Consider the following 12,814-nt stretch of genomic DNA (forward strand, 5'->3'; position numbering starts at 1 on the left):
GGCGGGTGCACACCGCGCCCACGCTGCTTCCACCGTGTGACATCCCGCCTGACTCCAGGGTGATTCGCACGGCGCAGTCGCCCGCCCATCCTCCGGGGCTATGGCCACGACACCGCACGATGCCCCGGAGGCGGGTCAGCCGTACCTGCCCACGCCCCAGCCGGAGGCGCAGGCCTTCGCGTGGGGCGACCTGCTGACGCCGACCCGCCAGGGGCTCCGGGAGCTCTTCTCCTGGCTGGAGGCGGCCTGCGAGGACAGAGCGGACGCGGTCAGCACCGAACACCTCTCCACCAGCCTCCTCGTCTCCGGCGCCCGGGGCTCCGGGAAGACGACCCTCCTGCTCAGCGCCGTGCAGGCGCTGCGGGACTGGAAGTCCTTCGTGGCCGGGGCGTCCGGTCCGGAGGTGGCCACGCTGTCGCGGACGCTCGAACGGCTGGAGCGGCGCATCCTCTGGCTGGAGCCGCTCGACCTGGAGCCCGTCCCGACGCAGGCGAACCTGCTGGCCACGCTGCTGGTCCGCGTGCGGGCCGCGTTGGACCAGCCCCGCCGCGCGAAGGGCGCGCGCGGCGAGTCCGCCCGGTGGTCCACCTCCATCCTGGAAGAGGGCGCGGAGGAGACGTGGGGGAAGCTGGATCACCTCATCCGCGACGCGTCCTTCATGTGGGAGGACATCCCGTCCACCACCGATGCCCGCGTGCGCGCGGAGCAGCAGATCCGCGCATCGGAGATCTACGCCAACTTCCAGCCGCGCTTCGCCGACGCCATGGAGGATGTGGCGCGCACGCTGTCCATGCCGCGCTTCGGCGCGTCCGGTGGAGATCAGGTGCTGCTGGTGCTGCCCATCGACAACGTGGACCGCAGCATCGAGCACCTCTACAACATCGTGAAGCTCACGCGCATGGTGGCCAGCCGCCACCTCTGGTTCGTCCTGGCCGCCGGCCACCAGGAGTTCCAGCGCTTCATGGAGCGCTCCTTCCAGAAGGAGCTGATCATCTCCGGGCAGGCCGGCATCGGCGCGCGCGGGCAGGAGGAGACGCTCGCCATCGCCCGGCGCCAGGCGGCCACCACGCTGCGCCGCGCGCTGCCGCCCAGCTACCGCATCGCGCTGGACCTGGTGGAGCCCCACGAGTCCTGGCGCTTCCCCGTGGATGGCCGGGGTGAGCCGCTGGGCTCGCTGCTGCGGCGCCTGCGGCTCCCGGCCGGCAAGCGGACGGAGTCGCGCGTGCTGGACACCTTCGCGGACCTCTTCGATTTGCAGGGCCGGCTCGCGCCCGACGTGGCGCGCTGCTACCGCGAAGCCCTCCGCAACGACGACGCGGAGGCCCGCGAAGCCGAAGAGCGTCCGGACGAGCCGCTCCTCCACCACGTGGGGCGGCTCGCGCTCACGCTGCCCGCGCGCACCCTGCAGGACCTGTGGCACGCCGTCCGGCGTGAGGTCCTGTCCTCTGGCGCGCCCACCCCCGGCGCCTCGCCGGAGCAGGGCGAGCCCGTGGTCCGCATCGCGTCGGAGATGCTCCGCAACGCCATTGACGAGAGCGACCTGCCGGCCTGGGCCAGCGAGCAACTGCACCACCGCATCCTCCGGATGGACGACCAGGGCCGCGTCTGCCTGGACCTGACGGGCAAGCCCATCCGCCGCTCCAAGCGCACCAGCCTCCACGGCGTCCTCCAGGCGCCGCCGCGCGATCCCGAAGGAGACGGGATCGGCGCGCACGCCCGGGTGCTGGGCACGGAGGTGCACCTGCGCCGGTTCCACGAGGTGGTGCTGATGCTGGAGGACCTGGAGGTGCCCGGTCGCGAGGCGCCGCTGCCCGCGAACGTCGCCGGCTGGTTCATGGTCCTGCATGACGTGCTGATGCTCTTCGAGCGGCCCCGCGTGCTGAGCGCGGACGTGACGGCCCTGGAGATGAGCCCGGAGATGGTCGTCACCGTGCACGAGTTCTGGTCGGGCCGCGCGCGCGGCGAGCCATTCGTCCAGGCCGCGTTCTGGTGGACGCCCCCCTCGTGGAACACCTTCATCGAGTTCGCCATCCTCACCGCGCAGTGGCGCGCGTTCCTCGTGCGGCTCTCCAGGGGATTCCTCACCGCGGGTAACGGAGAAGACGTCACGCTGCGCGCCCGCTTCATCCAGGCCGCGTGGGTGGAGAACATCTGCTCCGTGGCCGGAATGGCGCTGGGGCAGTGGCACTGGGGGGATGAACGCCAGGGCGCCCTGTCCGTGCTGAAGGCTCCGCGGCTGGCCTTCGCGCTGGAGCGCTATGAGCAGCAGGTGCGCGACACGATGGCGGAGCTCGTCTCGCGGATCCGCGAGCACAGCGCCGGATACGACCGGCTCTGGACGGCGCAGACCTGGCTTCGTGACACGCTGCCGCTCCAGGTGCTGCCGGAGTTCGCGCTCGCCTTCGATGCGCGAAGCCTGCTGCGCCAGCCGCCCGGAGCCGCCAGCCCGAATGAAGGCTGGGAGATGCTGATGAAGGACTGGCGCGCCCAGGCGCCCCGGCTGGCGGCCTTCCGGCAGCAGCGGGTGCGCGACGCGGTGAACCGCTCCAGCGCGGCGGAGTCGCTGCGTCAGGCGCTCGGCGCGGGCGGTGGGCGCGCGTCGGAGACGTACTACGGCTGGCTCGACACCCTGGTGGACGCCTGGTTCACGGTCATGGACCACGACGGGGATCCGCTGGTGGGGGTGGTGATGGGCGCGCCGCCCCGCATGGCGCCTCCGTCCACGGATGAGCACCCGTGAGCAACGAGGGCGCGCGCCCCCCTCCGGGAAACCTGGCCCCGCGCCGCGTCCCGGAGGCCTACGTGCGAGCCGAGGTCGCCAGCTTCCCGCTGACGAGCCTCGGGGCCTTCCGCTCGGCGGTGACGGAGCTGGTGCCGTCGCTGGAAGGCGCCTCCGGCGAGCCCACGCGCGCGCTCTGGCGCGAGTGCGAGAAGAGCCTGTCGGAGCACGCCAGCGGCTGGTCGTTGGACCGGATCATCGCCGTGCGCGACGCGTTCTGGTTCCCCTCGCGAGGCCACGCCAGCCACCGGCAGGCCCCGCGCACGGGCGTGTCGATGTTCCACTACCTGCGGCACCTGGCGGACACGCACCTGGAGCGCAGGCCCGGCGTCACCGTCATCTTCCAGGGCACGGGCGCGGAGGCGGTGGAGGCGCTGACGCACTACCGCTGGCTCACCTTCGCGATGCCGGAGGACCTGCTGCTCGCGGCCGTGCCGGTGGAGCCGCCTCCCACGCGCGTGGACATCGAACCGCCGCTGCTGGTGCGCCACCTGCTGGACCGGGGCGTGGCGGAGGTCCACCACCACGTCGGCGCGGGCATGGACTTCCCGCTCCTGTGGGCGTCACTGCTGTCCGCCGTGGGGGACGCGGGCCTGGATCCGCGCACCCTGACGGGGCCGGGCCTTCCCTTCGACGAAGGGGCGGTGATGCTGCGCTGGCTGCTGGCGACGGCGGCGACCCGCTGCGTCCTCGCGGAAGTCCTGCTGCGCAGCGAGACGCCTCCGCTCCTGGACTTCGTGCGCGGCCTCTCCGAGTCCAAGGCGTGGCTGCCCCAGCGGCGGCGCGTGCTCTCCCGCGCGTTGGAGGCGCTCTCACGGGGCCGCCGGGAGGTGCTCCCGGAGTTGGATGAGCTGCGCGGCCTCTATGAAGACCTCCACCCGCTGGCGGTCCGCAACGTGACCGACCCGCCCGCCACGTTGGATGAGGTGTGGCGGCGGTGTGATCCGGTCGCCTTGCGGCTGCGCCTGAGCAGCCCCAACGGAGGGGAGCGCTGGCTGGTGCGCGCGGGCCTGAACCACCTGGGGCGCATGGAGCGCGCGGGCCTCCACGACGTGCACTTCGACCGGCTCTTCTGGCAGGTCCAGCGCGTGAGGTGCCTCAGCTACCGCGCCTACGTGCAGCGGCCGCTGACCGCGGGCCTCCAGTGGTTCATCCGCTTCTATGGCCGTCCGGGCGCGATGAAGCGCCCCCTGCGCGCCGTGCGCGCGGAGGTGTCCTACGCGGTGGCGGGCGGCGACCAGCCCATCGCCGCGCTGGAGGTCCGCACGAGCCTCGCGAACGACCCCATCCTCATCGCGGAGGAACTGTCCTCCCTCATGCGCTCGTGGCGGGGCGTGCTGGGCCGCACGGGAGAGCGCGCCGTCGGAGGGCGCCCGCCGGAGTTCGGCGTGGTGATGCACCTCATCAAGTCCCGGGACCCCGGCCGGCACTGGACGCAAGGGCAGCCGCCCGCGCACGGCATGGGGACGTACGCGGAGCCGGTGCCCGAGGGACGCGTGCGGCTGGGCGGACGGTTCTCCGACTACTTCGCCGCGCAGTCGGTGCAGGTGGAGGCGCTGGTGGACCTGCTGAAGGCGGTGCCGCTGTCGCTCTGGCTGGTGCGGGGCCTGGACGTGGCGTCGGACGAGTTGAGCGTGCCCACGTGGGTGCTGGCGCCGCTGTACCGCTACGTGCGGTGGGGCGCCGCGCGCGCCGCGACGAGGCGGGAGGCCCGGGGCGCGCCGCCGCTCCGGCTGACGTCGCACGTGGGTGAGGACTACCGGCACCTCATGGAGGGCCTGCGCCGCATCTACGAGAGCCTGCACTACCTGCTGGACCGCACGGGGGGACGGCTGGGCCACGCCACCGCGCTGGGCGTGGAGCCCGGGATGTGGGCCGAGTCCGTGGGCGCGGTGATGATGCCGGCCGAGGACCGGCTGTGGGACCTGGTCTTCGAGTGGCGTCTCTACGGCGACTACCGGCTGCCACCGGCGCTGGCCGCGGAGGCACCTCCCGGGCGCCCGCAGCGCGTGGAGAACATGCTGCGCGAATTGTCCGAGTCCGTCTTCGGGGACTGCGTCGCGCCGCACGTGCTGGCCGAGGCGCACCACGTGCTGCATACCCTCTGGTTCCCGCCGCTGGCGCGGGAGGAGGGCGGCGTGGGGCTGGATGCCTTCAGCCGCACCTTCCGCCGGCTGGACTGGACCCGGGTGCTCAACGCGGAGCAGGTCCGGAGCCTCCTCATCGCCTACCGGGAGGACGAGCGCGTGTTCCAGCGCGGGCAGCAGTTGGTGGACATCCCGCTGGATGCGTCGGAGGTGGAAGCGCTCCGGGCGGTGCAGGACGCGATGCGCCGGCACGTGGGCGCGCGGGGGACCGTCGTGGAGGTGAACCCGTCCAGCAACCTGCTCATCGGCAACCTGCTGGACCTGCGCAACCACCCCATCCTGCGGCTCAATCCCCCGCGCGCGGACGACAGCGCGCCCCCGCCGGTGCCCATCGCGCTGGGCGCGGACGACCCCGTCACGTTCTCCACCTTCCTGCTGCGCGAGTACTCCCTGCTGCACGAGGCGGCGCGCAGCGCGGGCTATTCCGAGCGGGTGGTGCACGAGTGGCTGTCCAACATCCGCCAGACGAGCATGGACGCGCGCTTCACCGCGCCCTGGCGCCCCAACGCCCTGCACATGGCGGACGAGCTGCTGGCGGCGCTGGCCCGCTTCGCCCGGAGGGCCATGCCCCGTCACGAAGCCTCCGCGCCCGCTTGAGGCCTCACCGCGCCGCCGGCGCCGGCGTGCGAGGCGGAGTCGTGCCCGCGGGGCTGGACGGAGGCAGCACCTTCTCCGACTGGCCGAGGAGCCGGCCCAGCACCTTGTCCATGATGGAGCCCAGGAGCTTGTCGGCGGACCAGCCCGCGACGACCGATAGGGCCATCAGCGTGAAGAAGACGGCCTGGTTGTCGCTCACGACGATGTGGAAGAGGGCGGGGCTGGGATCCACGCCGGTGCTCCCCGTCCGCGTGTCCACCGACAGCAGCATGCGCGACTGCTCCAGGAACAGGAGCATCAGCGCCGCGAACGCGCCGATGACGGGCTTCACCATCAGGTGGTAGGCGAAGAAGCGGCCCGTCGCCCCCGTGGCGACGACGAAGCGCTCCTTCGACAGCATGTTGGAGATGATGGCCCCGGAGGTCCCCGCGAAGCCCACCAGCAACAGGCCCCGGGGAATCAGCTCCGCCGGCCAGGTCTGGATCAGCTCCCGCGAGAGCAGCAGGAAGGAGATGCTGAAGACCGCCAGCAACAGCAGCGTGCTGAAGATCTGCAGCGAGACATTGATGGAGAGCTGCCAGAACGTCTTGTCCACCTGCTGATTGACGGTGTCGAGCGCCCCGCGAAGCACGCTGCGGCAATACCGGCCCTGCTCGGCGCCGAGCGGCGGGGGCTCGTCCACGCGGGTGAGCCCCCGCACGCACCTTGGCAGGGGACCGCTCGTCCTGTCCGCGCCGAGCCAGAGCTGGGCGCGCGCGGAGTCCGTCACCCGGCGCTCGAACTGCTGTTGGATCTCCAGCGCCCGGGGCACCAGCATGGACGCGGGCATCACGAGCAGCAGCAGCCCGTCCACCTCGTGGATGAGCTCCCAGAAGGAGAAGGACCAGCGCCCGAAGGGCTTGTCCAGGCACCAGCGCGCCGCGTCCAGCTTCTCCTGGCATTGCCTCAGGAGGGTCTCGTCCTCGTCGGTGAGGTCCTTGCGGATCCGGCACAGCTCGAGGAGCGAGGCGTTGCTCTCCACCCTGTTCCAGAGCAGCTGGGTGGCCGAGCCAAACCCCCGCCGCCGCCGCCGGAAGCCCACGCGCTTCAGCAGCTCCGGCAACGGATGGTCTGGAAGCGTGTCGGTGGCCGCCATGAAGCACACATGGCCACGGCGCGAGCGGGTGACAACCCGCCGTGCCGCGCAGCGCGTCAATGTCTTGCGTCACCGCGCTTAGGCCGTGAGATTTGATTAGCTGGAACGGGTGCTGATACGCCCGGTGCACCTCCACCCCGGAAAGGTGCATCGCATGTCGCGTCGCTCCCGAATTGTCTCAAGATTTCTGTCTTCACCGCTGCTCGCGGCCACGTCGCTCGCGCTGGCCTGCGGGCCCGTCACCGACGAGCCGTCCGCGCCCGTGGAGGCGCCCGCGGAGGTGGCCCAGCCGCTCGCGGTGAGCGGCTTCGCGGAGATGCACCACCACATGTTCGCGGAAGAGGCCTTTGGCGGCGGGTGGTTCCACGGCGGCCACACCGGCACGCTGGCGAGCTGTGACGGCGGCATGCCGGAGAGCGACCACGCGCGCGTCCGCATGGACCTGCGGGACATGCTCAACCTCTGTCCCAACTCTGGCAGCGTGAACCTGGGCGGCATCCCCATCCTGTCCGACGTCTTCGGCGTGGGTGGCGCGGTGGCGTCGGAGGTCATCGGCCAGGTGGAGGGCACCGAGGGTGACACCGGCCTGCACCTGGGCCGCATGGAGACGCCCACCCAGTGGCCGCGCTGGGACACCATCGCGCATCAGCAGGCGTGGGAGGGCTGGCTGAACAAGGCCCGCCAGGGCGGCATGTCCCTGGTCATGGTGTCGCTCGTCAGCAACGAGTTCCTCTGCAAGGCGCTGCCGTACCAGAACCTCAAGCGGCCCTGTGACGAGATGATGGACGTGGACGTCCAGCTCCAGATGGCCCGCGACTTCGACGCGCGCACGGACTGGGCGGAGATCGCCCTGTCGCCCGCGGACGCGCGGCGGATCATCTCGCAGGGCAAGCTCGCCATGGTGCTCTCCATCGAGTCCAGCAAGCTCTTCGGCACCAAGGACTGGCGCGCGGAGCTGAACCGCGTCTATTCGCTGGGCGTGCGCTCGCTCCAGCCCGTGCACCAGTTGGACAACCGCTTTGGCGGCGCGGCCCCGCACAACGCCATCTTCCAGGTGGCCCAGTTCCTGGAGAACTGTCACATCGACACGGACTGCGGCCTCACCGGCAACGGCTTCACGCTGGGCTTCGACGTGGATGCCAACTGCAAGAACACCAAGGGCCTCACCGCGGACGGCAAGGCGCTGGTCCAGGAGATGATGAACAAGGGGATGCTCATCGACATGGCCCACATGTCCGAGAAGAGCGTCCAGGACGCCTATGCCCTGTCCCAGGCCCGGACGTACTACCCGCTGTACATCTCCCACGGCCACTTCCGCGAGGTGATGAACCCGGAGCTGGCGGCCAACGAGAAGACGACGCCGTCGTGGGTGGTCCGCTACGTGCGCCAGACGGGCGGCATGTTCGGCCTGCGCACCGCGCACGACGAGACGCGCAACTACAACCGCACGCCGGTGGCCAACAACTGCCAGGGCTCCACGCGCTCGCTCGCGCAGGCCTACGAGTTCGGCCGCCAGGGCCTGAAGGTCAACATGGGCTTCGGCGCGGACCTGAACGGCTTCATCCAGCAGACGCGCCCGCGCTTCGGTGACTTCGGCGCGTGCTCCGCGGGCTTCCGCGCGGAGGCGGACTCGCAGGAGGAGCAGCAGCGCGTCTCCGGCCCGCCGCCGCTGGGCACCGACTTCGACGTGTACGGCCTGGCCCACGTGGGCCTGCTGCCGGACGTGGTGAAGGACCTGAAGCAGCTGGGCGTCAACACCACGGGCCTGGAGGGCTCCTCGGAGAACTTCATCCGGATGTGGGAGCGCGCCAACGGAACGCGCACCGGCATGGCGGACGCGGCCAATGACATCGACACCGGCGGCGTCGACCCCTACGTCGCCAAGGCCACCCGCGAGGCGGCGTACCCGAAGATCTGCGGCAAGGCCTACGCCCCCAGCACCAAGCTGGTGTCGGAGACGTGCCGCTTCGACCAGGAGTGCAAGTCCAGCCTGTGCAGCGCGATGGACAGCTGCGGCGACATCCCGGGTGTCTGCACCTGCTCCACGGACTCGCACTGCGCCTCGAACCAGTTCTGCGGCTGGGGCACCAACGACGGCAAGTGCGTGAACAAGCGCCCCAAGGGCTCGCTGTGCTCCTCCGGCCGCGAGTGCCAGTCCGGCAAGTGCTCGTGGCTGATGTGCACGTGATTCGCCCGCAATGAAACGGCCCCCGGGATTCGTGGATCCCGGGGGCCGGATGTTTCAGGCGGCTTGGACGACTAGCGCAGCTGCAGGAACGAGAACGACAGGCCCTGGTGCGTCGCCACCAGGTTGCCGCTCAGGTCCGACAGCTCGCGGTAGTTCGTGGTGCCGCTGTTGTTGGTGAACTCGCTGAACACGGTGCGGCCGTTCAGCTCGTACAGGAAGGAGCTGCCCGTGCTGGCCGGCAGCGTGTCCACCAGCGTCGCGTTGGTGCCGGCGGCCGGGTCGATCTTCCACCACTTCCAGGCCACGGCGCTCGCCAGGGTGCGCGCGACCGTGTCCGCCGCGACCGGGTAGACGGTCTCATCCAGCACGCGCAGGTAGCCCGTGCCGTTGGGGACCGCGAGCAGCGAACCGGTGGCGCCGCCGTTCGTCAGCGTGCTCAGTTCCTTGAAGAAGGTCTCGTCGTACTTGTTCGTCGCCGGGTCGAACTTCAGCAGGCAGGGGGTGGGCACGCTGGGGTTGGAGCCGGACACGCGCTTCTCCGCGGCGCCGTACGCCTCCGTCGCCAGGTAGACCTTGCCGTCCGTGCCCACGATGCCGTCGCGCACGTAGCCGCAGCGCTCATCCGTCACGACCTCCGCGGTGTCGTTCGCGGTGTCCACCACGACGATGCCCGCCTTCTTGGTGACGGCGGCGCCCGCGCGCCAGCCCAGCGGCATCAGCACCTTGGTGCCCACGCGGATGGGGTTGGAGGCGAAGGTCGTCGAGCTGCCCGTGACGGTCATCGCCGGCAGCGAGATGCTGTTCGTCAGCGTCATGTCCTTCGGGTTCCAGATGATGACCTGCGAGTTGCGGCCGTCGAAGTAGTAGGCCTTGGTCTCGGAGACGAACTGGAACTGGTTCTGGTACTCGCCGATGGAGGTCACGCCCTTGCCCGCGAAGGTGACCTCACCGGCCTTCTCCAGCGTGTTGCTGGCCGTCAGGTTGTAGCGGGTGACCGTGGCGCCGGCGCTGCTGGAGACGAAGATGGAGCCCGTCTTGGAGATGCCGGAGCCCAGCGCGCGGCCGTTGATCTGCGTGGCGTTGGCCGTGGACAGCGGCGTGGCCGGATCCAGCGTCTCCGTCAGGATGACGTAGCTCGTGGAGTTGCCCTCGACGCTGACCTGCGCGACGAACGCGTACATGGGCGGCGTCGTCGTGCCACCGTCGGTGTCCGTGCCCGCGTCGGTGTTGGTGCCCGCGTCGGTCGACGTGCCGGAGTCCGGGGTGTTGTTGGTGTCGTCGTCGTCGTCGCTGCAGGCCGCCGCCGTGAAGGCGAGGGAGAGCGTCAGGAGCAGACGCGCGGAGGTGCGGAAGAAGGGCGAAGGCTTCAAAGGACTTCCCTTTCAGGTGGGGTGTGGGTGCGGCGAAAGACAGGAAGGCAATGTTCAGCGCTCCAGCGTGAACTTGGCGGCGATGAGCCGCCCGGGGCGCTGGACCCCGTAGAAGTCGTAGGTCTGGGCGTTGGTGATGTTCTGGAAGTCCAGCGTCCAGCTCAGCCGCGTCGTCATGTCGCGGATGACGTAGGTGAGCGCCAGCCCGTGCGTGAGCTGTGAGTCGATGCCCAGCTTCTCGTCGTTGCCCAGCGCCTCCCAGGAGATGAGGAAGCTCTCCACGTAGCGCGTGCGCCACGTGACGAGCAGCTCGTCCTGGAACTTGAGCAGGCCGGACACCCGGGCCTGCGCGCTGCCGTTGGCCGTCAGGTAGGGACGGTTGGGGATGCGCTGGTCCTTGAACTCGGCGTAGTTGCCCTCGCCGGAGGTGTTGCGCAGGTCCTGATACGTGGCGTTGCCATCCAGGCTCAGGTAGCGGCCCGGCGACGTCCACCCCACGGAGCCCATTCCGCCCAGCGAACGGGAGCCGTAGACGTTCTGGTACGTGAAGGAGCTGCCCTGGCCAATCAGGATGATGAGCTGATCCGTCAGCCGGGCGAAGCCGCCCACGTTGGCGCGGAAGCTGCCGGCGCGGCCTTCCGCGCCCGCGTAGCCCAGCCCCAGGTTGAAGTTGTGGCTGGTCTCCGGCTGGAGCGTCAGGTTGGCGTCGATGAGGTTCCCGTCACCAAAGAGCTCATCCGGGCGCGGCAGCCGCGTGGCCCACTCGTAGGAGGCCTTGGCGCTGAGCTCGGGGGTGATGCGGAAGCGCAGGCCGTCCCCCACGCCCAGCTCGTGCGCGGTGCGGCCCTGGTCCAGGAACTCCGCGCTGGCCAGCAGCTTCTGCGCCCGCACGTCCTGGAGGTAGTCCTTCACGAAGGCGATGTTCTGGAGCCGCCCGTCCATGGCGTCGAGCTGGTACTCCAGGCCCGTCACCAGCGACGTCACGCCTCGGGGCGCGGAGAGCGGATCCGGCTGGTTGTTCGCCTGGAGCCGGCGGTCCTCGCCGGTCCGCGCCACGAACGTGGGCGACACCGCGAGCCGCAGCGTGTGCGCGCCGCCGGGGACGGGCGTCCAGGCGGCGTTGAGCCGCGCGAACGCGGTGTGCTGATTGACGTAGCGCTCCGTGCCGCCTTCGGTGATCTCCCCCGGCTGGGGCAGGGTGAGGAAGCAGCGGCCGTACCAGTCGTAGGCGCACGAGCCGATGTCCAGGAACCGGTTGCGGCGGAACGTGTACCCGCCCACCGCGTCCACGCTCACGCCCGGGTCGTAGTTCTGCGCGTAGCGCAGCGTGGCGCCCGCGGAGCCGTCGGCGGTGGTCACCTCGCCGTAGGCGGACTCCATGTTGACGTCGTTCTGGATGTCGCGGCCGGCGGCGTTGAAGAAGCCGCGCACCAGCAGGCGCCTCGCCCAGGGCTTGTCCACGAAGCCCGCCTCGACGCTGGCCCCGCCCGCGCGGTAGCCGTCGTGGAAGCGCCGCACCTCCACGGGCACGGGCTTGCCCAGGTCGTTGGGCACCTCCACGTTGACGGGGTAGTCGTTGCGCGCGTCATCGTAGAAGCCGTGCGCGCGCACCATCAGTCCGGTGGAGTCCTGGTAGTGGCGGCCGCTCGCGGTGAAGCGGTGGGTGTTGAAGGAGGCCAGCTCATAGGAGCCCGCCACGGCCGAGCCGCGCACGTCCTGGTCGGTGACGAGCTCCACCGCGCCGCCCAGCACGTCCGCGCCGAAGCGGATGGGCACCACGCCCGTGTAGACCTCCATCTGCTGCACCAGGTTCACCGGCACGTTCGCCAGGCCCGGGCCGTAGCCCGCGAACTCCAGTGGCACGCCGTCGATGAAGAAGCGCACCTGATCATCCGACAGGCCCGCGATGGAAATGCGCGCACTGCTGCCCAGGCCGCCCGTGCGGCGCACGTCCACGCCCTCCGTGCGCGCCAGCGCGGTGCCCAGGTCGGCGGACTCCATGCTGGCCTGCTCCAGCTCGATGACGTGCACGGCCTCCGCGGACTTGCGGCGGCGCTCGGCGCGCGTCTCGCCCACGGCGGTGACCTCGACGTCCTCCTGGTACTCGGTCGTGGCCTCGTCTTCCTGGGAGGCCGTGGCCTTCGGGCCGCTGGACAACGCGGGCGGGGGCGTGGCGGCCACGGCCTTGGAGCGGCCGGGGAGCTGGAAGACGTAGGTGTACGTGACGCGCGCGGGGGCCAGGACACCGTTGCGCTTCGCGGGCGTGAAGCGGAACTGGAGCGCGGCGGTGCGCGCGGCTTCATCGAAGCCGTGGCCCACGGGCTCCATCACCTCCGCCTCCGTCACCACGCCCTGCGTGTCCACGCGCAGGCGCAGGCGGACGTTCGCCTCCAACCGGGCGCGCTCCGCCTCTTCGGGGTAGGGCGCTTCCACGGCGTGGATCAGCTTCGGCAGCTCGATGACGGGCTCCGCTGGAGCGGCCGCTGGAGCTGCCTCGGGTGTGGCCGCCGGAGCCTCCGCCTGCGTCGTGCCCGCGTGCGCCAGGCCCCCGAAGCAGACGGAAGACAGCAGGGCCACGCCCACCTGGGACCGCCACCT

At 70.8% G+C, this 12,814-nt stretch carries 6 protein-coding genes; 3 read left to right on the plus strand and 3 right to left on the minus strand.

Annotated features, from left to right (window positions below; translation table 11 throughout):
• Positions 1–100 precede the first annotated feature (100 nt).
• Positions 101–2,740 carry a hypothetical protein gene (locus tag ACX114_RS19060; protein ID WP_459299726.1) on the plus strand — a complete coding sequence of 880 codons (2,640 nt, stop codon included), beginning with the start codon at positions 101–103 and terminating at the stop codon, positions 2,738–2,740.
• Complete coding sequence (locus ACX114_RS19065) at positions 2,737–5,523, plus strand: hypothetical protein (protein ID WP_459299728.1); 2,787 nt, start codon at positions 2,737–2,739, stop codon at positions 5,521–5,523. The genes ACX114_RS19060 and ACX114_RS19065 overlap by 4 nt, the downstream gene beginning before the upstream one ends.
• Before the next feature lie 4 nt (positions 5,524–5,527).
• Here ACX114_RS19065 and ACX114_RS19070 read toward each other — a convergent pair whose 3' ends face one another.
• The gene (locus ACX114_RS19070) at positions 5,528–6,658 is read right to left on the minus strand and encodes a hypothetical protein (protein ID WP_459299730.1); all 1,131 of its coding nucleotides are present in this window, start codon (positions 6,656–6,658) and stop codon (positions 5,528–5,530) included.
• 154 nt (positions 6,659–6,812) lie between these two features.
• Here ACX114_RS19070 and ACX114_RS19075 point away from each other — a divergent pair, with 154 nt between their 5' ends.
• Complete coding sequence (locus ACX114_RS19075) at positions 6,813–8,846, plus strand: membrane dipeptidase (protein WP_459299732.1); 2,034 nt, start codon at positions 6,813–6,815, stop codon at positions 8,844–8,846.
• A 71-nt stretch (positions 8,847–8,917) separates the two neighbouring features.
• On the opposite strand, the gene ACX114_RS19080 is transcribed toward ACX114_RS19075, so the two are convergent.
• Both ACX114_RS19080 and mxcH read right to left on the minus strand, forming a co-directional pair.
• Positions 8,918–10,216: a hypothetical protein gene (locus ACX114_RS19080; RefSeq protein WP_459299734.1), complete on the minus strand. Its 1,299-nt coding sequence runs from the start codon at positions 10,214–10,216 to the stop codon at positions 8,918–8,920.
• 54 nt (positions 10,217–10,270) lie between these two features.
• Complete coding sequence (gene mxcH / locus ACX114_RS19085) at positions 10,271–12,793, minus strand: TonB-dependent siderophore myxochelin receptor MxcH (RefSeq protein ID WP_459299736.1); 2,523 nt, start codon at positions 12,791–12,793, stop codon at positions 10,271–10,273.
• Positions 12,794–12,814 lie beyond the last annotated feature (21 nt).

Source organism: Corallococcus sp. M7 (genome assembly GCF_054512695.1).

Coding starts and splice junctions, on each gene's coding strand:
- ACX114_RS19060 (WP_459299726.1), top strand. CDS start 101: ATGGCCACGACACCGCACGATGCCCCGGAGGCGGGTCAGCCGTACCTG.
- ACX114_RS19070 (WP_459299730.1), bottom strand. CDS start 6,658: ATGGCGGCCACCGACACGCTTCCAGACCATCCGTTGCCGGAGCTGCTG.
- ACX114_RS19075 (WP_459299732.1), top strand. CDS start 6,813: ATGTCGCGTCGCTCCCGAATTGTCTCAAGATTTCTGTCTTCACCGCTG.